Below are 22,324 nucleotides of genomic sequence, written 5' to 3'. Positions count from 1 at the left end.
GAGGACCGTCCGATAAATAGGGAACAAGGTCACCGGTCTTTCCTGGCGAGCCGTGAATTGAACGGGATCTGAGACAAACTCCACATCACATAGGCATCACGAAAGGAGTGGATCGGCCTATCCGGCCACTCACTCCCTGTAACGTCGATTGGGTGCGTACCGACATCTTTGCCCGGCTGGACCGGGAGCCGGAACCGCCGAAGATTGAGATCCCGCGGATGAGCCGCACACGTCTCGCGCTCTTCGGCGGGACGTCCGCGTTCTACGTGGCCATCGTGGTCGCCGTACTGGCGTCGACGTGGCTCGTCGCCCTGGACTGGAAGCTCATGCTCTTCCGTCCCTACGAGCAGTGGCCCGAACAGCACGCGTTTCTCGACTACTTCGTCGTACTCGGCCAGCGCGGCCCGACGGCCGTCATGGTCGCGGCCTGGCTGGGCTGGCGCTCCTGGCGTCAGCACACCCTCCGGCCCCTGCTGGCGCTCGGCGCGGCCCTGCTGCTGCTGAACGTCACCGTGGGCGCGGTCAAGATCGGACTCGGCCGGCTCGGCCCCCACTACGCGACGCAGATCGGCTCCGCCGAGCTCTTCGCCGGCGGCGATATATTTCCTTCCGGGCATACCGCCAATGCCGTGGTGACCTGGGGCATCCTGGCCTATCTCGCCACCACGCCCAGAGCTCGCCGGTACCTGTCGGCCCTGTCGGCCGTGGTCTCCCTCGGCGTGGGTCTGACCACCGTCTACCTCGGTACGCACTGGCTGAGCGACGTCCTGCTCGGCTGGGCCGCGGGACTGCTGATCCTGCTGGGGCTGCCCTGGTGCGAGCCGGTCATCGTCCGCGCCGAGAGGTTCATCCTGGGCCTGCGGGACCAGTGGCGCTCGCGCCGGACGCTGTCGCCCTCCCGGCCCGTCGCGGCGGGCGGCCCGCGGCAGACGGTGTTCCCGCTCCGGGTGCCCACGCCTGCGGCGGACGATCCGTCACGGGAGCCGGTGGCCCTCGTCGGCGGGAGCCGGCCCGGTTCACCGGCCGGCACGAGGACGACGGCACACCCGGCCACGGCGCATCCGACGGCGACGCATCCGCAGCGCCCGCACACGGTGCGCTCCGAGCGCTCACCGGTTACCCCGTCGGGCAGCAGACGCCCGCACTCGCGGTCCGTCACGGGCGGCTGAGCGGGCGGGACGGCCACGGGGAAGGCCCCGGCACATCGGTGCCGGGGCCTTTCGCGCGTCTGCCCTCGGGCGTCGGTCAGCCCTTCCAGCAGCGGATGACCACGTCGTCGCGCACCTCGAAGTTGAGCCGGCCCGCCACGTACTCCATCGTGATGATCGAGCCGGGGGGCAGCGCTCTGACGGTCGTCCAGCCGCGCTCGCGGGCCTGCTGCTCGGCCGCCCGCGCGCCGAGGCCGACATAGGAATCGGGGGCGTCGTCGGGCTGCTCGGGAGGTGTCGGTATGGGTGCCATGCACTCCACCGTAGGCGGCAGCGGACGGTGACGGAAGGCGGGAAGTCGATCACCCCAGCAGCCCCGGGTACCTCACCGGTCACGCTTCTGTCACAGGATCTCGACACCCGTCCGGAAGGGCTTCCGTGTGAGCCCGTTCACCCGAACGGGCGCTCCTCGCGCGTTCTCCTGATAATTCACCGGGCCATTGACGATCGAGCGGAATTCCCTCGCGGAATTACCGGAGCCATCGGCGGGCCGAATTGACACGGCAAGGAGAATTCACCACTCCCTCACAGAATCCCCATCATCTGTTCCCGCGCCGCGATCCGCCTCGTACGCCAGAGCGCGCGAGAGGCGGTCGCGTACGTCCCGGACGCGGTCGGTCAGCTCCGGAGGCTCCACCACCTCGAAGTCCACGCCCATCAGCATCACGTGGATCACCAGCACGTCGAGGCCGGCGGCACCGGTGCGCAGCAGGCAGTGCGACGCGTCGACGGGCTCCAGCACCCCGTCGGACGGCCCGATCGTCTGCGCCGCACGTTCGGCGGAGGTGTGGAGTCTGATGACCGCGCGGGCCGCGTACGCCTTGGTGGAGACGCCCTGGGAGACATAGGCGGCCAGGTCGTCGGCGGGCGGCGTGCGCGGGGCGAAGCGCGGGCCGTGCGGTGGCTTCGGCGTGATCCGGTCCGCGCGGAACGTGCGCCAGTCCTCCCGGTCGACGTCCCAGGCCACCAGGTACCAGCGCCGTTCGGTGCACACCAGCCGGTGCGGCTCGACCGTGCGGCGGGTCGCGGAGCCGGCGTGGTCGAGGTACTCGAACCGCAGCCGTTCGCTGTCGCGGCAGGCGTTCGCGAGCTCCGTCAGGACGGACGGGTCGAGCCGGGCCTGCGGCGTCCGCAGCATCGGCACCGTGAAGGCGTTGAGCGCGCTCACCCGGCGGCGCAGCCGGCCCGGCAGCACCTGCTCCAGTTTGGCGAGGGCGCGCACGGACGACTCGCCGATGCCCTCGATGCCCTGGCCGGCCGCCGTGCGCAGTCCCACGGCGACGGCCACCGCCTCGTCGTCGTCGAGCAGCAGCGGCGGCAGTTCGGCGCCCGCGCCGAGCTGGTAGCCGCCGCCCGTGCCGGGGCTGGCGTTGACGGGATAGCCGAGCTCGCGCAGCCGGTCCACGTCACGGCGCACGGTGCGCGGCGTGACGCCGAGCCGTTCGGCGAGGTCGGCACCCGACCATTCTCGATGGGCCTGCAGCAGAGAGAGCAGGCGCAGGAGTCGTGCCGAGGTCTCCAACATGCGGCCGAGTCTGCCAGTCCTTGCGGACAGGTTCTGTCCGCGGTCGCTCCGCGTGCGCGCCCGGCGCGCGAGGGCGTCAGCCCGCTGCGGTGACGCGTACGCAGAGGTCGTTGTCGCCCGTGTAGCAGGGCGCGGCCAGACCGCTCTCCGTCCGCTGCTTCGGATAGACGAAGATGCCCTTCTTGTCCCAGACGTCGTCGAGTATGCGGGAGATCCTGATGCCCTCGGCGTCCGCCGCGGGCCGCAGCCACAGCTCCCACAGCTGCTCCTTGCCGCCCGGGGATCCGGCGATCGGCGCATACGGCAGCGTGAAGCCGAACGCGCGGCCCTCGCCGGTCACGGGCACCTCGTGCACCCGCCCGCCCGAGCTCAGGCGGGCCTCGGCCACCGCACCCTCACCGAGCGAGGCCCCGTACAGCAGTCCCTCCACGGAGACCGCGCCCTGTCCGGGAGTGAGGCCGATGTCGCCGGCCTCCGCGTGCGGTGCGCGGACCCAGCAGCGGACCGCGAGCCCGCCCTGCGCCGTCGGATACGGGACCCGCACATCGATCCGGTCCGCCTCGGGGACCAGGTCGACGAGGGCCCGCAGGTCGCGGACACCGGACTCGACGGGCTCCCCGGAGGCGGTGAGAACCTCCCACCGGCCCTCGGCCAGCTCGGTCGCGGCCGCCAGCACCGCCCGCGCCGTGCCGTCGCCCGCGTCGGTCAGCGGCAGCCGCACCTCGTCTCCGGACCCGCCCCCGCCGATGCGCCGCAGGACGAGCGCGGCGCCCGCTGCCACCGCCTCGAAGACGATGTCGCCCGATGCGTCGGCGACGCAGTCCGCCCGCGGGGTCCGCCGTCCGCCGGCCGTGCTGGACGTGCTCATGTGCTCTTCTTCCCTCGGCGGATCACGTCCGCGGCAACATAACGCAGGGAGTAGGCCCCGTCATAGAGCGCGCTTCTGCCGCGGTGCAGCGCCTCGCGCACCGCGCCGCTCCCCTTGCGCTGCGCGCCGCGGGCGACGAGCTCGGCGAACAGCGCCTCGTGCCGCTCGGCGATCCGCACCGGGTCGAACCGCGCGGAGGCGGCGAGCGCCGCCTGTCCGGTACGCCGCCGGAACTCGTCGTCCTGGATGAGTTCGAGCAGCGCGGCGGCGAAGGCGTCGACGTCGCCGACCGGCACGAGCAGGCCGTCGGCACGGTCGTCGATGATCTCGCCCGGCCCGTGCGGGCAGTCGGTCGACACGACCGGGAGCCCGCAGCGCATGGCCTCCACGATGGTCATGCCGAAGGACTCCAGGGTGGACGTCACAGCCGCGACGGAGCCCTTGACCCACTCGGGCTCCAGCGGGTTCGCCGTGCCCATGAGGAGGACGTGGTTGTGCAGCCCGCGCTCCTCGATCAGGGCGCGCAGCGCGTTCTTCTCGTTGCCGGTCGCGTCCCCGCTGCCGTAGATCCGCAGCCGCCAGTCCGGGCGGACGGCGACCACCTTGGCGAAGGCCTCGACGAGCACGTCGTAGCGCTTGACGCGGGTGAGCCGGCCGGCCGCCACGACCCACTTGGCGCGGGAGTCCGCGGGCGCGACCTTCGGTGCGGGCACGCTGTTGGGCACCGCCTCGACACGGACGCCCGGCAGGTCGAGCCGCTCGCGGTAGGCGCGGGCGTCGGCCTCGGTGACGGTGGTGATCGCGTCCAGGACCGCGTAGCGGTGGCCGATCTCCCGGCGCAGCCGGTAACCGTGGCTGTCCAGTGTCAGGTGCTCCTGGGCGATCCGCACGACACCGCGCGGCGCCTGCCGGGCGATGTGCACGTTGAGGCCGGGTCTGGTGCCGATCACGACGTCGGCGTCCAGCGACTCGAGGTGCGCCCCGATGCGCAGGTCGGTGAGGCGGCTGTACTGCTTGTGCCGGCCGTCGCCGCGCGGGAAGACCTTCGCGGGCCGCTTCGCGAGCGGGTCGTCGCCGTCGTAGCCGGGGCTCTTTCTGCGCAGGTCGACGAGGTACTTCATGGTCACGCCCGCCGGCGCGCCCATCGTCGGCTCGTCGCGGTGGCGGAAGACGGAGACGATCTCGACGTCGTGCCGTTCGGCCAGGGCCTCCGCGAGGTTGAACGTCGTGCGGATCGTTCCCCCGATGCCGTAGGCATTGTGAAGCAGAAATGACAAACGCATACGGCGCCACGTCCCCCTGATGTTCTTCGCTCCCCCGGTCGGTGGGGGCCCCGGCTGAACTGTACTGGCCGGTCAGGGCCGGTACGGGATCCGGGGCGCCGTGAAGCGGTGGCCTGAGCCGAGCCCGTCCGGTGGCGATTCGGTGCCGCTTCACGCGTGACCCCTGCCGCATATCACCCGTTGACCCGTTATGAGCCGGGACCCGCCCGGCACACGTGATCAAGTCCGAGGAGCCTCCCGTGCCGCGCATGCTCGACGTCAGCGAGGACGTACGCGCCGAGATCGGCGACGAAGAAGCCGACCGGCTGCTCGCCGGCCACAACGCCCCGGGCAGCTACGACTGCACCTCCTGCCGCACCCCGGGCGACTCCGAGCAGGAACGCACCAGCACGGTGCTGTTCGTCGGGGAGGAGACCGCCGTTCTCGCCTTCGCCCATGCCACCTGCATCCCCTCTCAGGTCGTCCAGGTCGCCGAGGACCAGCTCCAGGGCGCCGTCCGGTCCATCACCGGCGAGGAGCCCCGGATTCCGGGCACAGCCCCCGAGCAGGCGGTGCTCGGTGTCACCAGCGGTCTGATCCTGATCAACGGGGAGCTGCACCCCGCGCTCGTGGTCGAGCCGACCGCGCCCATCGCCCGTCCCGGCACCTCGGGCGCGGCCGGAGACGAGTTCCTCCCGCTCCTCCTCGAGCAGGGATTCCAGCCGGTCTCCGACCTGAACCAGGTGCCGGGGCAGCTGCCCGGCTGGTCGGTGCTGGTCGCCATGGGCCAGCTGCACGCCGTGCTCCAGCCCGGTACGGGAGGCGGCGGCCAGGTCGCCTGGTGGCAGGCCCATCAGCCGCTCCAGGTCACGGACGGCTGGCGTACGGCGGCCAACAAGACGCACACGGTGCTGGTGTTCGCCGCGCCGGTCGGCTCCATCGGTCAGCAGCCGCGCGAGGACCTGCTGCGCGACGCCCTGGAGAAGGCCGCGGCCAACGGTCGCCTGGTGGCCGCCGCGATGCCGCTCGCGGGCACCTGACCGTTCGGCGCCGATCCCCCGGTCGGCACGCCGCCCGCCGAGAGGCCGCGACTCGGCCGAGCCGGGAGCCGTGTCCGGCCACGCGGACGTACGCCCGGAGAAGATTCCGCCCGGGCGCGCGTCCGTGTGCCCGGGCATGGCCGCAAGGGCCTTCGTCCCCCGGAAGAATGCAGCTGCTCCCAGCCCGCATCCGCAGGACTCCCGCGTCGTTGCAGGGTACGTGCACTCATACGACCCCTCCCGCCAGCCGTACCAGAGCCAGATTCCCGCGATGCGCCCGGCGCGTGACGGATCGGCGGGCCACTCGGCCACCCCGATCTACGACGCGCTGTACTCCGAGTACCTGAGGGCGTTCAAGGCGCTGCCGGGTGACCGCAGCGGCGAGGAGGACCTCCGATTCCGGGCCTTCGGGGCGATGGGACTGCACAGCAGCCGGGGCGGCTTCAGCGGAGACGGCGACCACACGGAGCATCCCAACACGTCCACGCAGCAGGGCAATTGGCAGCCGTACTACCAGGTCGGCCGGCACAGCGCCCAGCCCGCCGCTCTGCCGCCGGGACCGCGCCGGGGGATGTGACCCGGCCCGCGACACGTCGAAGGGTGCCGTCGCCTCGGCGACGGCACCCTTCGACGTGTCAGGTCACTTCTTGCGGCCGCGCTTCTCGCGCACCCGCACCGAGATGTGGATCGGCGTGCCCTCGAAGCCGAACTCCTCGCGCAGGCGGCGCTCGACGAAGCGCCGGTAGCCGTGCTCCAGGAAGCCCGAGGCGAAGAGGACGAACCGGGGCGGCTTGGTGCCCGCCTGCGTACCGAACAGGATGCGGGGCTGCTTGCCGCCGCGGATCGGGTGCGGGTGGGCGGCGACGAGCTCGCCGAGGAAGGCGTTCAGCCGGCCCGTGGGGACACGGGTCTCCCAGCCGGCGAGCGCGGTCTCGATCGCCGGGACCAGCTTCTCCATGTGGCGGCCGGTGAGAGCCGAGACGTTGACCCGCGGCGCCCAGGCGACCTGGCCGAGCTCGGTCTCGATCTCCCGCTCCAGGTAGTAGCGGCGCTCCTCGTCGAGGGTGTCCCACTTGTTGTACGCGATGACCATGGCCCGGCCCGCCTCGACGGCCATGGTGATGATGCGCTGGTCCTGGACGCTGATCGACTCGCTCGCGTCGATCAGGACGACCGCGACCTCCGCCTTCTCCACGGCGGCCGCGGTGCGCAGGGAGGCGTAGTAGTCCGCGCCCTCCTGGAGGTGGACGCGGCGGCGGATGCCGGCCGTGTCGACGAACTTCCAGGTGACACCGCCGAGTTCGATCAGCTCGTCGACCGGGTCACGGGTGGTGCCCGCCAGTTCGTTGACGACGACGCGCTCCTCGCGCGCGACCTTGTTCAGCAGGGAGGACTTGCCCACGTTCGGGCGGCCGATGAGGGCGATGCGGCGCGGGCCGCCGACCACGTTGCCGAAGGTCTGCGCCGGGGCGTCCGGCAGGGCCTCCAGGACGGCGTCGAGCATGTCGCCCGTGCCGCGGCCGTGCAGCGCGGAGACGGGGTGCGGCTCGCCGAGACCCAGCGACCACAGGGCGGTGGCGTCGGCTTCAGCGCTCGGTCCGTCGACCTTGTTGGCGCACAGCACGACGGGCTTGCCCGCGCGGCGCAGAAGCTTGACGACGGCCTCGTCGGTGTCCGTCGCGCCGACCGTGGCGTCGACGACGAAGACGACCGCGTCGGCGGCCTCGATGGCGTACTCGGCCTGGGCGGCGACGGACGCGTCGATGCCGAGGACGTCCTGCTCCCAGCCGCCGGTGTCGACGACCTTGAAACGGTGGCCCGCCCACTCGGCCTCGTAGGTGACGCGGTCGCGGGTGACGCCGGGCTTGTCCTCGACGACGGCCTCACGGCGGCCGATGATGCGGTTCACCAGGGTCGACTTGCCGACATTGGGGCGGCCGACGACGGCGAGGACGGGCAGCGGGCCGTGGCCCGCCTCCTCGATCGCGCCCTCGACGTCCTCGACGTCGAAGCCCTCTTCCGCGGCGAGCTCCATGAACTCCGCGTACTCGGCGTCGCCGAGCGCTCCGTGGTCGTGCTGGTCGTTCATGAAGTCCGTTCCTCGTTCGTCACTGGGCCGCGTGTTCTGCGGCCCATTACTCAAGTCTGGCCTAGCGCCCGGTCAGGCGCTTTGCGTTTTCCAGGTGGGCGGTCAGCCGCTCCTGGATGCGTACGGTGGCCTCGTCCAGCGCCTTGCGCGTACGCCGTCCACCGCTGTCCCCGGCCTCGAAGGCGTCGCCGAAGACGACGTCGACCTTGCTGCGCAGCGGCGGGAGTGCCCGTATCAACCGTCCGCGGCGCTCCGTGCTTCCCAGTACGGCGACGGGCACGATGGGCGCGCCGCTGCGGACGGCGAAGTACGCGAGGCCCGCGCGCAGCGAGGCGAAGTTTCCCTCGCCCCTGGTGCCCTCGGGGAAGATGCCGAGGACGCCGCCGTTCCCCAGGACGCCCAGGGCGCCCGCGATGGCGGTGCGGTCGGCGGCCGTACGGTCCACCTTGAGCTGCCCGATCCCGGTCAGGAACGGGTCCAGGGGGCCGACGAACGCCTCTTTCTTGATCAGGAAGTGCACGGGCCGGGGAGCGGTGCCCATGAGCATCGGCCCGTCGATGTTGTGCGCGTGGTTCACCGCGAGGATGACCGGACCGGCGGCGGGGACCCGCCAGGCGCCCAGGACGCGCGGCCTCCACAGTCCGTACATCAGGCCGATGCCGATGCCCCGCCCGACGGCCGCGCCCTTCTCCGAGGGGACGGTCACTTGGCGGCCCGCTTCTCCTCAACGAGGGTCACGACGCACTCGATGACCTGCTGGAGGGTGAGGTCGGTGGTGTCGACCTCGACCGCGTCGTCCGCCTTGGCGAGGGGGGAGGTCTTGCGGCTGGAGTCGGCCGTGTCGCGCTTGATGAGGGCCTCGCGGGTGGCGGCGACGTCGGAGCCCTTGATCTCGCCGCTGCGGCGGGCGGCCCGCGCCTCGGGCGAGGCGGTCAGGAAGATCTTCAGGTCGGCGTCGGGGAGGACGGTGGTGCCGATGTCGCGGCCCTCGACGACGATGCCCTTCTCGGCGGCCGCGGCGATGGACCGCTGCAGCTCGGTGATCCGGGTGCGCACCTCGGGCACGGCGCTCACGGCGCTGACCTTGGAGGTGACGTCCTGCGTACGGATGGGGCCGGCGGCGTCGAAGCCGTCGACGGTGATGGTCGGCGCGGCCGGATCGGTGCCGGACTCGATGACGGGCTTGTCGGCGGCGGCGGCGACGGCGGCCGGGTCGGCGACGTCGACACCGTTGCTGATCATCCACCAGGTGATCGCCCGGTACTGGGCCCCGGTGTCCAGGTAGCTCAGGCCCAGCGCGGAGGCGACGGCCTTGGAGGTGCTCGACTTGCCCGTGCCGGAGGGGCCATCGATGGCGACGATCACGGATTCCACGGTGTCGGACACCTTTCGGGTTCGCGGGAGAGGGCGGCGGGAGTGCCGAAGGCCCCGCCACAAGGTTACCGAGTGCCGGGCGGCGTCTTTACCGGGCGGGGCCTTTGCCCACCTGCCCCGGGCATGGGGGGGGCGGACCGGGACGGGGGGCGGACCAGGACGGGGGGCGGACCGTGCGGTCCGCGCGGTCCGGCACCGCGCTACTGGCGGAGCGCCCAGCCGCGCTCGCGGAGGGAGGCGCTCAGGACCTGGGCCGCCGCCGGTTGCACCATCAGTTGCACGACGCCCGTCTGCTGGCCCGTCGCGTGTTCGATGCGGACGTCCTCGATGTTCACGCCCACCCGGCCCGCGTCCGCGAAGATGCGGGCGAGCTCGCCGGGCTTGTCGCTGATGAGGACCGCGACGGTCTCGTACGCCGCCGGTGCCGCGCCGTGCTTGCCGGGGACGCGGGCGCGGCCGGCGTTGCCGCGGCGCAGCACGTCCTCGATGCCCTCCGCACCGGTGCGCCGCTTGGACTCGTCGGCGGCCTGCAGCGCCCGCAGCGACTGGACCGTCTCGTCCAGGTCCGCGGCGACGCCGGCCAGCACGTCGGCCACCGGTCCGGGGTTCGCGGACAGGATGTCCAGCCACATCCGGGGGTCGGAGGCCGCGATCCGGGTCACGTCCCGGATGCCCTGCCCGCACAGCCGTACGGCGGTGTCGTCGGCGTCCTCCAGGCGGGCCGCGACCATCGAGGAGATCAGCTGCGGGGTGTGCGAGACGAGGGCGACGGCGCGGTCGTGGGCGTCCGCGTCCATCACGACGGGGACGGCCCGGCACAGCGCGACCAGTTCCAGTGCGAGGTTCAGCACCTCGGTGTGGGTGTCGCGTGTGGGCGTGAGCACCCAGGGGCGGCCCTCGAAGAGGTCGGCGGTGGCCGCCAGGGGTCCGGAGCGCTCCTTGCCGGACATCGGGTGCGTACCGATGTACGCCGACAGGTCCGCGCCCAGCGCCTCCAGCTCGCGGCGGGGCCCGCCCTTGACGCTGGCGACGTCGAGGTAGCCGCGCGCGACGCCCGCGCGCATCGCCTCGGCGAGCGTGGTGGCGACGTGCGCGGGCGGCACCGCGACGACGGCGAGGTCCACACGCCCCTCGGGCGGCTCGTCCGTGCCCGCGCCCAGCGCGGCGGCGGTGCGTGCCTGCGCCGCGTCGTGGTCGACGAGGTGCACCTCGACGCCGCGCCCCGCGAGAGCGAGCGCGGCGGAGGTGCCGATCAGTCCTGTTCCGATGACGAGCGCGGTTCTCACTGGGCCATGTCCTTGCGGTGTCCTTGCCTGGGTGACGCGGTGCGGGGTGCGGCGTCTGCGGGCGGCTGCTGCGTTCAGCCTAGTCAGCGCGTCCGGGCCGGGCCGGGACGACCGTTCCCCGAGACGCCCGTGCCCCGGCGCCTGCGCTACAACTGGCGCATGCTCTTTCATGTCGTGCCGGTGGACGAGTGGACCGCCGACGTCGCCGGCCCGTACGCCCCGGCCTCTCTCACGTCCGAGGGCTTCGTGCACTGCTCCGCGGACGAGTCCGCCGCGCTCGCCGTCGCGGACGGCCCGTACCGCGACGTGGCGGACCTGCTGGTGCTGGTCATCGACGAGTCGCTGCTCACCGCCGAGGTCCGCTGGGAGGGCTCCCGGGACATGCTCTTCCCGCATGTCTACGGCCCGGTCGCGCGGGCGGCCGTGACCGGGGTGCTCGCCGTTCGGCGGGACGAGGACGGCCACGCCCGGGAGCTGACGCCCTGGGTCTGAACCGCGCCGCGCCCTTCGGTGGGCCGGGGGACGGACATGCCTGCGCGGTTGCTTCACCGGAGGTGCCGGGAGCGCAAGGATGCTGGTTGCCCCGGTGGTCGGGGCGAGGAATGTCCCGAACCGAGGGAGAGTGGCATGGACACGCGCCGAAGGTCGGTCCTGGCGGCGGGAGCGGCGGGAGCCGTCGCGCTCGTGGCGGGCTGCGGGGACGGGGGCGACGCATCCACGACCGAGGCCCCCACGGAGGGGGCCTCGACACCGACGGACAACGCGCAGGCTTCGGCGCCGTCCGGCGAGGAACTGGCCAGGACGGCGGACATCCCGGTCGGCGGCGGAACCGTCTTCAAGGAGCAGGAGGTCGTGGTGACGCAGCCGGCGGCCGGGCAGTTCAAGGCGTTCTCCGCGATCTGCACGCATCAGCGGTGCACGGTGGGCTCGGTCAGCGACGGTCTCATCAACTGCCCCTGTCACGACAGCAAGTTCCGCATCGAGGACGCCTCGGTCGCGGCGGGCCCGGCGACGCGGCCGCTGCCGGCGAAGCAGATCACCGTCGAGGGGGACTCCATCCTGCTCATGTGACCGCCGGCGCGGTGTCGTAGCCTCGCGCGCATGACTCCAGAGGCTCTCGTCCGCGATCACACGATCTACTCCTGTGTCATGGGGTCGCGGGCGTTCGGACTGGCGACGGAGTCCAGCGACACGGACCGCCGCGGGGTCTTCCTGGCCCCGACCGCGCTGTACTGGCGGTTCGCCAAGCCGCCGACGCACGTCGAGGGCCCGGCGGAGGAGCAGTTCTCGTGGGAGCTGGAGAGGTTCCTCGAACTGGCCCTGCGCGCCAACCCGAACATCCTGGAGTGCCTGCACTCCCCGCTCGTCGAGCACGCCGACGACACGGGACGCGAACTGCTCTCCCTGCGCGGAGCGTTCCTGTCCCGCCGGGCGCACGAGACGTTCGTGCGATACGCGGACGGGCAGCGCAGAAAGCTGGAGGCGGACGTACGGCAGTACGGCACGCCCCGCTGGAAGCACGCCATGCACCTCCTCCGCCTGCTCACCAGCTGCCGCGACCTGCTGCGCACCGGCGAGCTGGTGATCGACGTCGGCGCCGACCGCGACCGGCTCCTGGAGGTCAGGCGGGGCGAGGTGCCGTGGGAGCGGGTCGAGTCGTGGATGACCCGCCTGTCCGAGGAGGCCGACGCGGCGGCCCCCACCACCCCACTCCCACCGGAACCGGACCGCGCCCGGGTGGAGGACTTCCTGGTGCGGGTGCGGAAGGCATCGGCGGGCTGAGGCGGCGCGTCAGTGCGTCTCTTCGGCCCGTCGGGCGGCCAAGGCGCCCGCGAGCGGTGCGCCCTCGGTGCCGCGGCGCACCCGCCGAAGGACGCAGGTCGTGCGTGACCGGGACGGGAATCCGTACAGGTGCGCCCCGGAGACCGTGGCGAAGACGAGGTGGCCGCGCTGCGGCGGCACGGCCGTGGCGAGGTCGGTCAGGTCGAGCTGATCGGTCATGGATCAAGCGTCCCAGAGCGCCCCCAGAGCCAGCAGCTCCTCCCCGTACTCGATCCGCTCCGCCCACTCGTCCGGCCACGCGTCCGCTCCCAGCTGCGCGCCCGCGAAGGCGCCCGCCAGGCAGGCGAGCGAGTCCGAGTCGCCCCTGGTGCAGGCCGCGCGGCGCAGGGCCGTCAGGGGATCCTCGGGGAACATCAGGAAGCACAGCAGCGATGTCGCCAGCGCCTCCTCCGCGATCCAGCCGTCGCCGGTCGCCAGGCACGGGTCCAGCTCCGGCTCGGGGGAGCGCAGCGCGGCCGCCAGCCGTTCCAGGATCTGCAGGCACTCGTCCCAGCCGCGGGCGATGAAGGCCTCGGGTGTCGGGTCGTGGGAGTACGTCCACAGGTTGCCGAGCCAGCGCTCGTGGTAGCGGCCGCGGTTCTCGTACGCGTACGAGCGCAGCTGTCCGACCAGGCCGGTCGGCTCCGCGCCCTGCGCCAGCAGGTGCACCGCGCGCGCCGTGAGGTCGCTCGCCGCGAGTGCCGTGGGGTGCCCGTGCGTGAGCCCGGACTGCAGTTGCGCGGCGCCCGCGCGCTGGTCCTCGTCAAGGCCGGGTACGAGGCCGATCGGCGCGACGCGCATGTTGGCGCCGCATCCCTTGGAGCCGATCTGGCTCGCCGCCTGCCAGGGGCCGTCGCCGTCCAGTCTCCGGCAGGCCACCAGGCAGGTCCGGCCGGGGGCCCGGTTGTTCTCCGGCGAGTGGTACCAGTCGACGAACTCCTCGCGCAGGGGGCGCTGCAGACGGGAGGCGACCAGCGGCCCGCGCTCCGTGGCGGTGCGCAGGGCCCGGCCGAGCGCGAGCGTCATCTGGGTGTCGTCGGTGACGACGGCGGGCTTCGGCAGTGCCATCTCCCGCCACGGGCCGCACTTGGCCAGGATCGAGGGCACGTCATTGAACTCGGTGGGGAAGCCCAGCGCGTCCCCGAGAGCCAGGCCGACGAGTGATCCCGTGGCGGCCCGCTTGGCGGTGGTCATGGCTGCCGTCCTTCCGGTCGCAGGAGTGGTGGGTGCAGCGTGGTGGCGGTGCCCGCCCGGTAGAGGGCGGCCGGCTTCCCCCGGCCGCCGGTGCGGCGCGGTCCGCCCTCGACGGCCTCGACGAAGCCGGGGGTGGCGAGGACCTTGCGCCGGAAGTTGGGCCGGTCGAGCTCGACGCCCCAGACCGTCTCGTACACCTGCTGCAGTTCGCCGAGCGTGAACTGCGGGGGGCAGAAGGCCGTGGCCAGGCAGGTGTACTCGAGCTTGGCGCCGATCCGGTCGTGGGCGTCGGCGAGGATGCGGTCGTGGTCGAAGGCGAGCGGTGTGGCCCGGCCGAGGGGTGTCCAGCGGGCGCGGGCGGCGTCGCCGCCGCCGCGCGGTTCGGGCAGGCCCGGTACGAGTGCGGTGAACGCGACGGAGACGACGCGCATCCGCGGGTCGCGGTCCGGTTCGCTGTAGGTGCGCAGCTGTTCCAGGTGCAGTCCGGCCGCCGTGTGCCGGGACAGGCCGGTCTCCTCGGCCAGTTCGCGGCGGGCGGCCGACTCGGCGGACTCGTCGGGCAGGAGGAATCCCCCGGGCAGCGCCCAGGCGCCGCGGTAGGGCTCCTGCCCCCGTTCGACGAGCAGGACGTGCAACTCTCCCTCGCGGACGGTGAAGACGGCGAGGTCGACGGTGACGGCGAAGGGCGGGAAGGCGCCCGGGTCGTAGCCCTGCATCAGCGCCGCTCCGGCAGAGGGTCGGCGAGGTGCCAGCCCTCGCCGATCAGCGTGTCCACGGCGGCGACGGCCCGTGCGAGCCGCTGCTCGTGCGGTCCGGTGAGCTCGACGGTACGGCGGCCGGTGCGGGCCAGTTCCTCGCGGAAGCGGCCGGTCATCCAGGGGCGCAGGTGCTCCCCGTCGCGCAGGCCGTCGTCCTCGAAGGCGACGCTCTCGTGGTCGGTGAGCAGCCACAGGTGCTGGGTGCGCGGCTCCGGGGCGACGGGGTAGGGCTCGCCCAGGTACCGCTCGTGCCAGATCGTCGTCGCGAAGGCGTCGGTGTCGCAGAAGAGGACCGGGGAGCCGGAGCGCGCGGCCTCCTCCTCCAGCTCCGCCTGGCGGCGGGCGATCAGCGGGAATTCCTCGGAGGCGAACACGACGTCCGGCCAGTCGGCGCCGGGCCGTACGGCACGCAGGGCGGCGAGTTTGCGCTCACTGAACTCCCGCCCGTACTCGGGTACGTACCGGGTCCGCGCCCATACGCCGCCGCGCGCCCGGTAGTGCTCGGCGAGCGCCTCGGCCATGGTCGTGGTGCCGGTCGACTCGGCGCCGACGACGACCACGCGGCGGGCGAACGCGGCGCGCACGGGTGCCTCGAGGAAGTCCCAGCAGCCGACCGGGTCCTTGCGTACGGCCGTGCCGGAGACGGGGTGGCGGAGGCGGTCGGGGTCGACGCACACGGACGCGGCGCCGAAGCGGCGGCCGAGTTCGTCGCCGTACGCCTCCGAGGTGAAGACGGCGTCCACGGGCTCGGGGACGGCGGTGCGGAAGACGGCCATGTGGGCGTCCCAGACGGCGGGATCGGTGACGTCCACGGGGATGTCGTCCACGGCCCCGACGACGCGCACGTCCGGGTGCACCTCGCGCATCCAGGCGACGCGGTCGGCCAGCGGGACGCTCTCCACGGAGGCGGCGCACACGAGCACGGTGAGCCGGTCGCAGCGGCCGGCCGCGGTGCGGACGAGATGGTGGTGACCGGCGTGCGGCGGATAGAACTTGCCGAGCACGAGTCCGTGCCGGAAGCGGCTCATGCGGCCCTACCTTCTTGAGTGCGTCCCGAGAGCGGCGTCCGCGGCCCGCTGCTGCCCGATGACCGCGTCACGCGACCAGTTGCGCAGGCCGATGACGCAGAGCGTCATGAAGCCGACGTACAGCAGGGAGGTCAGGTACAGCTCCTTGTAGGCGTACAGCGGGATGTAGACGACGTCGGCCGCGATCCACAGCCACCACGACTCCAGGCGCTTGCGGCACTGGCCGTAGGTCGCCATCAGGGACAGGGCGGTGGTCAGCGCGTCCCAGAAGGGGACGGTCGAGTCGGTGGCGCGGTCGAGCAGGAGTGTCAGCGCGAGGGTCCCCACCACCCCCGCCGCGAGCAGCCACGTCCACTCGGTGCGGGTGGTGCGTCGCACGGGCAGCGTGCCGGAACCTGGTCCACCCCCGTGGGTCCAGGTCCACCAGCCGTACACGGCGAGGGTGATGAAGACGACCTGCAGGCCGGCGTCGGCGTACAGGCCCGCCTGGGAGAACAGCAGGATGAACAGGACGTTGTTGGCGATGCCGATCGGCCAGTTCGCGATGTGCTGCCGGGCGACGAGCCAGACGCAGAGCGCGCCGCTGCCGAACCCGAGGAACTCGGTCCAGCTCACCGGCGTGCCGAGCACGGTGAACAGCGGTTGCTGCAACGGTTCGACGATGTCCGCGAGACTCATGCCCGCCCCCCTTAATAGTCATGTTGACTATAAACGGCTCCGGGTACGCGCCACAAGACGGCAAGAGCCCGCGACCGAGAACGGTCGCGGGCTCTTGCGGCGGTTTGCGCTGTTACAGACCGACTTCCTTCATCAGCATGCCGACCTCGGTGTTGGTCAGGCGGCGCAGCCAGCCCGACTTCTGGTCGCCGAGGGTGATCGGGCCGAAGGCGGTCCGCACGAGCTTCTCCACCGGGAAGCCCGCCTCGGCCAGCATGCGGCGCACGATGTGCTTGCGGCCCTCGTGGAGGACCACCTCGACCAGGTAGTTCTTGCCGGTCTGCTCGACGACCCGGAAGTGGTCCGCCCGGGCGTAGCCGTCCTCGAGCTGGATGCCGTCCTTGAGGCGCTTGCCGACCTCGCGGGGCAGGGGGCCCTGAATGGCGGCGAGGTACGTCTTCTTCACGCCGTACTTGGGGTGGGTGAGACGGTGGGCCAGCTCGCCGTGGTTGGTGAGCAGGATGATGCCCTCGGTCTCCGTGTCGAGGCGGCCGACGTGGAACAGCCGCGTCTCACGGTTGGTCACGTAGTCGCCGAGGCACTGCCGGCCGTCCGGGTCCTCCATCGTGGAGACGACACCGGCGGGCTTGTTCAGCGCGAAGAACAGGTACGACTGGGTCGCGACGGTCAGGCCGTCGACCTTGATCTCGTCCTTCTCGGGGTCGACGCGGACGCCCTGCTCGATCACGATCTCGCCGTTGACCTCGACACGGCCCGCGTCGATCAGCTCCTCGCAGGCACGGCGGGAGCCCATGCCGGCGCGCGCGAGCACCTTCTGCAGCCGCTCGCCCTCCTGGTCCTCGAAGGTCTTGGGGGTCTTGATCTGCGGCTTGTTCTCGTACCGCTCGCGGTTGCGCTGCTCGGCGCGGGCCTCGTACTCGCGCGAGCGCGCGGGAGCGGTGCGGCCGCCGCCGCGCTGGGGGGACTGCTTCGGGCCGCCCTTGGCGCCGCCGCGGGCCGCGCCGCCGCGGCCCTTCTTCGGGCCCTCGGAAGGCGTGCCCACGTCGTAGCGGCGCTCCTCGGGACGGGGCTTGCGGGGCCTGCCCTGCTTGTCGTCGCGGTTGTTGCCGGCACCCCGCTGGTTGCCGCGCCCGCCGCTGCTGCCGCCGCGGCTGCCGCTGTTGCCACCACGGCTCCCGCCGTTGTTTCCGCTGCTGTTCCTGCCGCTGCTGCTTCGCATCAAAGTTCCGTCTTGTCGTCTGCGTCCTCACGATCCGGTGCATCCGGATCGAACGACGGGAGCCCTTCCTGCGTCTCCGCCTCGATCGCGTCCGCCTCGGGGAGGAAGGGCGCGAGCTCCGGGAGCTCGTCCAGGCCGCGCAGGCCCATCCGCTCCAGAAAGTAGTTCGTCGTCCTGTACAGGATCGCACCTGTTTCGGGTTCCGTGCCCGCCTCCTCGACCAGACCCCGCTGGAGGAGGGTGCGCATGACGCCGTCGCAGTTCACTCCGCGCACCGCGGAGACCCGTGAACGGCTGACGGGCTGGCGGTACGCGACGACCGCGAGCGTCTCCAGGGCGGCCTGCGTGAGCCGGGCGTGCTGGCCGTCGAGGACGAAGCGCTCGACGGCCGCGGCGTGCTCGGGGCGGCTGTAGAACCGCCAGCCGCCCGCGACGAGCCGCAGCTCGAATCCGCGCCCCTGCACCGTGTACTCGTCCGCGAGCTCCCTCAGGGCGTCCGCGACGGCCCTGCGGGGCTGCTCCAGCACCTTCGCGAGGTGCTCCTCGGTGGCCGGCTCGTCGACGACCATGAGGACCGCCTCCAGCGCGGGCTTGAGGTCGCTCACTCCTTCTCCTCCACAACCTGGTCGAACTCGTCGGTGACGGTCACCGCCGCGGCCCCGTCCCCGGCCGCCCACGTGACCATGAGCTCCCCGAGCGCCTCCTCCTGGTCCAGGACGAGGGCCTTCTCGCGGTACAGCTCCAGCAGCGCCAGGAAGCGCGCCACGACGGTCAGGGTGTCGTCGACGCCCTCGGTCAGCTCGCGGAAGGTGGCTCTGCCGCGCTCCCTGAGCAGGGCGACGACCACCTCGGCCTGCTCACGGACGCTGACGAGGGGCGCGTGGATGTGGTCGACGTACACCTGCGGCTTGGGCTTCGGCTGCATCGCTTTGACGGCGAGCCTCGCGAAGCCCTCGGCCCCGATGCTGATGACGACGTCGGGAAGCAGCTCCGCGTGGTGCGGCTCCAGCCCCACGGTCCGTGGGAAACGCCGGGCCTCGTCGTCGAGCCTGCGGTCGAAGATCTCGGCGATCTGCTTGTACGCGCGGTACTGGAGCAGCCGCGCGAACAGGAGGTCGCGCGCTTCGAGCAGCGCGAGGTCGGCCTCGTCCTCCACCTCGGCGGCGGGGAGCAGCCGGGCGGCCTTGAGGTCGAGGAGCGTCGCGGCGACGACGAGGAACTCGGTGGTCTGATCGAGGTCCCAGTCGGCGCCCATGGCCCGGATGTGCGCCATGAACTCGTCGGTGACCTTGGAGAGGGCGACCTCGGTGACGTCGAGCTTGTGCTTGGCGATGAGCTGAAGGAGGAGGTCGAAGGGCCCTTCGAAGTTCGCCAACCGCACGGTGAACCGCCCGTCACCGCCCCCCTCGGCCGACGCCTCCCTGACCGCCCCGTCGCGCCCCTCCGCCTCACCGGCACCGCTGGGAGCCACGCCCTCCGGGTCCGAGCCCTCATCCGCGAACTCGCCCGCGGCGCGCGGCGCACGCGTCGGGGGGGCCGGGGGCTCGCCCCCGGTTTCGGGAAGGGGCGGGGTGGGGGAAACAACCCCCGCCGCACGCTCCCCCACCTCACGCAGCGCACACGCCGGGGACTCGCCCGCGGGATCAGCCCCGGCCGGAGCCTCGGGCTCGCCCGCGTCACGCGGCGCGGTCCCCGTGCCCGGGCCGCGGCCCAGCGCGCGGCGGCGCGAAGGGCGGGACGTTTCGTCGGTCGGGGGCATCGTGGTCCAGGACGGGAGCGGCGCAGGCGGGCAGGCCCGCAGGCTACCGCGTCAGCGTCCGCGCAGACGCCGCACGAGGATGCTCGCGTCGCCGCGCTGCTCCAGGTCGGCCAGCACCACCGCCACCGCCTCGCGGACGATGCGCCCGCGGTCGACGGCCAGGCCGTGCTCGCCGCGCAGCACGAGCCGCGCGTGCTCCAGGTCCATCAGTTCCTCGGCCGAGACGTAGACCGTGATCTTCTCGTCGTGCCGTTCACGGCCACTGGGCCGGCGGTTGGCGCCGCGCCCACGTCGGCGCGTCGCACCGGCCGTCGGCTCCTCGCCCGCCGGCGCCCGGCGGCCCTTGGCCGCGCCCGGCGCCGCCTCCGTGCCCCGGCTGCGTTCCTCGACGGGAGCCTCCGCCTCGGCAGCCGCGGAGTGCTCCTGCGAACGGGACGACGGTGTGCCGTCCGCCGCCGGGTCGCTCTCCCCCGCCGGCGCCGGCACCCGCGGCTCACCGTTCGTCTGCCTGCGCGGGGTCGACGCCTGCAGCGCCGTGCCCCCGGTCGTACGGAACAGCTCGTCGGCCCCGGGCAGACTCACTCGGCGTGACACCGGGCGAGCACCTCCCTGGCGAGCTGGCGGTAGGCGGCGGCACCGACGGAGTTGGACGCGTACGTGGTGATCGGCTCACCGGCGACCGTGGTCTCCGGGAAGCGCACGGTCCGGCCGATCACCGTGTGGTAGACGTGGTCGTCGAAGGCCTCGACGACACGCGCCAGCACCTCGCGGCTGTGCACGGTCCGGGAGTCGTACATCGTGGCGAGGATGCCGTCGAGCTCCAGCTCGGGATTGAGCCGCTCCTGGACCTTCTCGATGGTCTCGGTCAGCAGCGCGACACCGCGCAGCGCGAAGAACTCGCACTCGAGCGGCACGATCACCTTGTGAGCCGCCGTGAGCGCGTTGACGGTCAGCAGGCCCAGCGAGGGCTGACAGTCGATCACGATGTAGTCGTAGTCGGACATCAGCGGCTTCAGCGCACGCTGCAGCGTCGACTCGCGCGCGACCTCGCTCACCAACTGCACTTCCGCGGCCGAGAGATCGATGTTGCTCGGCAGCAGGTCCATGTTGGGCACGGCGGTCTTGAGCAGCACCTCGTCCGCGGACATGCCGCGTTCCATGAGGAGGTTGTAGACCGTCAGGTCCAGCTCCATGGGATTGACTCCGAGGCCCACGGACAGCGCGCCCTGCGGGTCGAAGTCGACGAGCAGCACCCGGCGTCCGTACTCCGCGAGTGCCGCGCCCAGGTTGATGGTCGACGTCGTCTTGCCGACGCCGCCCTTCTGGTTGCACATCGCGATGATCTTCGCGGGACCGTGATCGGTCAGCGGGCCAGGGATCGGGAAGTACGGCAGGGGGCGCCCGGTGGGGCCGATCCGCTCGCGGCGCTGACGGGCAGCGTCGGGCGCGAGGGTGGCCGCGTACTCGGGATCGGGCTCGTACTCGGCGTCGGGGTCGTAGAAGTGCCCTTCGGGGACTTCCTCGTAGGCGGCGAAGTGGGTGGACTCTCGGCCACTCTCGTTGCCGGCCATGGCGTTCACGTGTTGGCCGTCCATCATCTTCATCGTGTGGGGTGTCGTCATGTGCGTCGTGTGCTGGTGCGTCGCGAAGGGGCGGACAGCGACGGAGCCGACAGCCTCGAAACCGTTCGACGGGTCCTGGCCCGCAGAAGCCGTTCCTGGTTGACCACCCCCGGGAGTAAATATCGACTCATTCACAAGTCGTCTTACCTCCTTGGACGTGACCAGGAAACATATCGATAGGTCAGCGTGGCACCATGCCGACGGTTGGCGACTCTATGGCGTGTCACCGGTCCGCAGCAACACAATCCGCCGGACCCGGCCCGATGTGTCGGCAATCGAACACCCCGCTGTCAAGAGCGCAGAGCCCTTTCCGCGTGCTCCCGAGCACAGGTTTCGTCGGCGGGCGAAACGGTTAAAGGGTTACGTTCGAGGCGAGTTGAGCGAGCGCGACGAACCGGGGCGGAACACGCGTCCGGCCGGACCTTGCGGCAAGGTCCGGCCGGATGCGTGACGTTGACGACGTCGGTTGACTCGTCAGCCGAGCAGCGCGCTCAGCTCGATGCTCTCGAGGCCGTGCGCCTCGGCGACCTCCTTGTAAACCACCTTGCCGTCATGGGTGTTGAGGCCCATGGCGAGCGCGGCGTCGCGGCGGAGCGCCTCGACCCAGCCGTTGTTGGCCAGCGACACGATGTACGGGAGCGTGGCGTTGGTCAGCGCGTAGGTGGAGGTGTTGGGCACCGCGCCGGGCATGTTGGCGACGCAGTAGAAGACCGAGTTGTGGACCTGGAAGGTCGGCTCGGCGTGGGTGGTCGGACGGGAGTCCTCGAAGCAGCCGCCCTGGTCGATTGCAATGTCGACAAGGACACTTCCGGGCTTCATCTTGGCGACGAGCTCGTTGGTGACCAGCTTCGGGGCCTTCGCGCCGGGGATGAGGACGGCGCCGATGACGAGGTCGGCCTCGATGACCGCCTTCTCCAGCTCGTAGGTGTTGGAGACGATCGTCTGCACCTTGGTGCCGAAGATCCTGTCGGCCTCGCGCAGCTTGTTGATGTCCCTGTCGAGCAGGGTGACGTGGAAGCCCATGCCGACGGCGATCTGCGTGGCGTTCCAGCCGGAGACGCCGCCGCCGATGACCACGGCCCTGCCGGCGTGGGTCCCGGGGACGCCGCCGGGGAGCACGCCGCGGCCGCCGGCCGAGCGCATCAGGTGGTAGGCGCCGACCTGCGGGGCCAGACGGCCCGCGACCTCGGACATCGGGGCGAGCAGCGGCAGCGCGCGGTTCGCGGTCTCCACCGTCTCGTACGCGATGGCGGTGGTGCCGGACTCCAGAAGGGCGTCCGTGCACTCACGGGACGCGGCGAGGTGCAGGTAGGTGAAGAGGGTCTGGTCCTTGCGGAGGCGGTGGTACTCCTCGGCGATGGGCTCCTTGACCTTCAGCAGCAGGTCGGCGGTGGCCCAGACCTCGTCGGCGGTGGGGAGGATCTGCGCACCGGCGGCGACGTACTCGTCGTCCGTGATCGAGGAGCCGACACCGGCGTTCTGCTCGACGAACACCTGGTGGCCGTTGCGCACGAGCTCGTGCACGCCGGCGGGGGTGATGGCCACCCGGAACTCGTTGTTCTTGACCTCGCGGGGGATACCGACCTTCACGTC

Annotated in this window: 25 protein-coding genes; 6 read left to right on the top strand and 19 right to left on the bottom strand. The window is 72.0% G+C overall.

Features of this window, described 5'->3' with window-relative positions:
• Window positions 1–152 precede the first annotated feature (152 nt).
• Window positions 153–1,169, top strand: coding sequence for a phosphatase PAP2 family protein (locus ACWD0A_RS25055; protein ID WP_451301564.1), 1,017 nt, complete (start codon window positions 153–155; stop codon window positions 1,167–1,169).
• Window positions 1,170–1,245: 76 nt separating this feature from the next.
• On the opposite strand, the gene ACWD0A_RS25050 is transcribed toward ACWD0A_RS25055, so the two are convergent.
• The 4 genes from ACWD0A_RS25050 to ACWD0A_RS25035 form a co-directional block, all read right to left on the bottom strand.
• A complete protein-coding gene (locus tag ACWD0A_RS25050; RefSeq protein ID WP_177151111.1) occupies window positions 1,246–1,461 on the bottom strand; it encodes an I78 family peptidase inhibitor in 216 nt (71 codons plus the stop codon).
• A gap of 261 nt (window positions 1,462–1,722) precedes the next feature.
• Window positions 1,723–2,733 (bottom strand): helix-turn-helix transcriptional regulator, encoded by a 1,011-nt coding sequence (locus ACWD0A_RS25045; RefSeq protein WP_451301562.1) that lies wholly within the window; start codon window positions 2,731–2,733, stop codon window positions 1,723–1,725.
• Between the two features lie 76 nt (window positions 2,734–2,809).
• On the bottom strand, window positions 2,810–3,601 hold the full coding sequence (locus ACWD0A_RS25040) for a hypothetical protein (protein WP_451301560.1): 792 nt from the start codon (window positions 3,599–3,601) through the stop codon (window positions 2,810–2,812).
• Window positions 3,598–4,884, bottom strand: a complete 1,287-nt coding sequence (locus ACWD0A_RS25035) for a glycosyltransferase family 4 protein (RefSeq protein WP_451301558.1) — start codon at window positions 4,882–4,884, stop codon at window positions 3,598–3,600. Before ACWD0A_RS25035 ends, ACWD0A_RS25040 begins: the two co-directional genes overlap by 4 nt.
• Before the next feature lie 239 nt (window positions 4,885–5,123).
• Between ACWD0A_RS25035 and ACWD0A_RS25030 the strand changes: the two genes are divergently transcribed.
• Together ACWD0A_RS25030 and ACWD0A_RS25025 are read left to right on the top strand one after the other, a co-directional pair.
• On the top strand, window positions 5,124–5,903 hold the full coding sequence (locus tag ACWD0A_RS25030) for a hypothetical protein (RefSeq protein WP_451301556.1): 780 nt from the start codon (window positions 5,124–5,126) through the stop codon (window positions 5,901–5,903).
• Between the two features lie 271 nt (window positions 5,904–6,174).
• Window positions 6,175–6,480 (top strand): hypothetical protein, encoded by a 306-nt coding sequence (locus tag ACWD0A_RS25025; protein WP_451301554.1) that lies wholly within the window; start codon window positions 6,175–6,177, stop codon window positions 6,478–6,480.
• 63 nt (window positions 6,481–6,543) lie between these two features.
• On the opposite strand, the gene der is transcribed toward ACWD0A_RS25025, so the two are convergent.
• The 4 genes from der to ACWD0A_RS25005 form a co-directional block, all read right to left on the bottom strand.
• Window positions 6,544–7,992 carry a ribosome biogenesis GTPase Der gene (gene der / locus ACWD0A_RS25020; protein ID WP_451301552.1) on the bottom strand — a complete coding sequence of 483 codons (1,449 nt, stop codon included), beginning with the start codon at window positions 7,990–7,992 and terminating at the stop codon, window positions 6,544–6,546.
• Between the two features lie 61 nt (window positions 7,993–8,053).
• A complete protein-coding gene (locus ACWD0A_RS25015; protein ID WP_451301609.1) occupies window positions 8,054–8,641 on the bottom strand; it encodes a lysophospholipid acyltransferase family protein in 588 nt (195 codons plus the stop codon).
• 53 nt (window positions 8,642–8,694) lie between these two features.
• On the bottom strand, window positions 8,695–9,378 hold the full coding sequence (cmk, locus tag ACWD0A_RS25010) for a (d)CMP kinase (protein WP_451301550.1): 684 nt from the start codon (window positions 9,376–9,378) through the stop codon (window positions 8,695–8,697).
• A 188-nt stretch (window positions 9,379–9,566) separates the two neighbouring features.
• Window positions 9,567–10,652 carry a prephenate dehydrogenase gene (locus ACWD0A_RS25005; RefSeq protein ID WP_451301548.1) on the bottom strand — a complete coding sequence of 362 codons (1,086 nt, stop codon included), beginning with the start codon at window positions 10,650–10,652 and terminating at the stop codon, window positions 9,567–9,569.
• Between the two features lie 159 nt (window positions 10,653–10,811).
• On the opposite strand from ACWD0A_RS25005, the gene ACWD0A_RS25000 reads away from it, so the two are divergent.
• From ACWD0A_RS25000 to ACWD0A_RS24990, 3 genes are all read left to right on the top strand, one after another.
• Entirely contained in the window at window positions 10,812–11,144 is a 333-nt protein-coding gene (locus tag ACWD0A_RS25000) for a DUF952 domain-containing protein (protein ID WP_307716203.1), read from the top strand.
• 135 nt (window positions 11,145–11,279) lie between these two features.
• Window positions 11,280–11,723, top strand: a complete 444-nt coding sequence (locus ACWD0A_RS24995) for a Rieske (2Fe-2S) protein (RefSeq protein WP_451301546.1) — start codon at window positions 11,280–11,282, stop codon at window positions 11,721–11,723.
• Window positions 11,724–11,753: 30 nt separating this feature from the next.
• Window positions 11,754–12,434: a nucleotidyltransferase domain-containing protein gene (locus ACWD0A_RS24990; RefSeq protein WP_451301544.1), complete on the top strand. Its 681-nt coding sequence runs from the start codon at window positions 11,754–11,756 to the stop codon at window positions 12,432–12,434.
• A 9-nt stretch (window positions 12,435–12,443) separates the two neighbouring features.
• On the opposite strand, the gene ACWD0A_RS24985 is transcribed toward ACWD0A_RS24990, so the two are convergent.
• The 11 genes from ACWD0A_RS24985 to ald all read right to left on the bottom strand — a co-directional run bounded on the left by ACWD0A_RS24985 (window position 12,444) and on the right by ald (window position 22,321).
• Entirely contained in the window at window positions 12,444–12,653 is a 210-nt protein-coding gene (locus ACWD0A_RS24985; protein WP_451301542.1) for a hypothetical protein, read from the bottom strand.
• 3 nt (window positions 12,654–12,656) lie between these two features.
• Window positions 12,657–13,667, bottom strand: a complete 1,011-nt coding sequence (locus ACWD0A_RS24980; protein ID WP_451301540.1) for an ADP-ribosylglycohydrolase family protein — start codon at window positions 13,665–13,667, stop codon at window positions 12,657–12,659.
• On the bottom strand, window positions 13,664–14,383 hold the full coding sequence (locus ACWD0A_RS24975; RefSeq protein ID WP_451301538.1) for an NUDIX hydrolase: 720 nt from the start codon (window positions 14,381–14,383) through the stop codon (window positions 13,664–13,666). The genes ACWD0A_RS24980 and ACWD0A_RS24975 overlap by 4 nt, the downstream gene beginning before the upstream one ends.
• Window positions 14,383–15,453 (bottom strand): AAA family ATPase, encoded by a 1,071-nt coding sequence (locus ACWD0A_RS24970; RefSeq protein ID WP_451301536.1) that lies wholly within the window; start codon window positions 15,451–15,453, stop codon window positions 14,383–14,385. The genes ACWD0A_RS24975 and ACWD0A_RS24970 overlap by 1 nt, the downstream gene beginning before the upstream one ends.
• Window positions 15,454–15,459: 6 nt before the next feature.
• Window positions 15,460–16,131 (bottom strand): nicotinamide riboside transporter PnuC, encoded by a 672-nt coding sequence (gene pnuC / locus ACWD0A_RS24965; protein ID WP_451301534.1) that lies wholly within the window; start codon window positions 16,129–16,131, stop codon window positions 15,460–15,462.
• Window positions 16,132–16,243: 112 nt separating this feature from the next.
• The gene (locus ACWD0A_RS24960) at window positions 16,244–17,350 is read right to left on the bottom strand and encodes a pseudouridine synthase (RefSeq protein ID WP_451301532.1); all 1,107 of its coding nucleotides are present in this window, start codon (window positions 17,348–17,350) and stop codon (window positions 16,244–16,246) included.
• On the bottom strand, window positions 17,350–17,919 hold the full coding sequence (scpB, locus tag ACWD0A_RS24955; protein ID WP_256356215.1) for an SMC-Scp complex subunit ScpB: 570 nt from the start codon (window positions 17,917–17,919) through the stop codon (window positions 17,350–17,352). The genes ACWD0A_RS24960 and scpB overlap by 1 nt, the downstream gene beginning before the upstream one ends.
• Window positions 17,920–17,951: 32 nt before the next feature.
• The gene (locus ACWD0A_RS24950; protein WP_451301530.1) at window positions 17,952–19,109 is read right to left on the bottom strand and encodes a segregation/condensation protein A; all 1,158 of its coding nucleotides are present in this window, start codon (window positions 19,107–19,109) and stop codon (window positions 17,952–17,954) included.
• Between the two features lie 51 nt (window positions 19,110–19,160).
• Window positions 19,161–19,703, bottom strand: coding sequence for a hypothetical protein (locus ACWD0A_RS24945; RefSeq protein ID WP_451301528.1), 543 nt, complete (start codon window positions 19,701–19,703; stop codon window positions 19,161–19,163).
• Window positions 19,688–20,854, bottom strand: a complete 1,167-nt coding sequence (locus tag ACWD0A_RS24940; protein WP_177151154.1) for a ParA family protein — start codon at window positions 20,852–20,854, stop codon at window positions 19,688–19,690. Before ACWD0A_RS24940 ends, ACWD0A_RS24945 begins: the two co-directional genes overlap by 16 nt.
• Before the next feature lie 351 nt (window positions 20,855–21,205).
• Window positions 21,206–22,321, bottom strand: coding sequence for an alanine dehydrogenase (gene ald, locus ACWD0A_RS24935; protein ID WP_451301606.1), 1,116 nt, complete (start codon window positions 22,319–22,321; stop codon window positions 21,206–21,208).
• Window positions 22,322–22,324: the final 3 nt, after the last annotated feature.

The organism is Streptomyces sp. NPDC002867 (assembly GCF_053591895.1).
The sequence above is the reverse complement of the archived record's forward strand: the minus strand, read 5'-3'. Positions and strand labels throughout refer to the sequence as shown.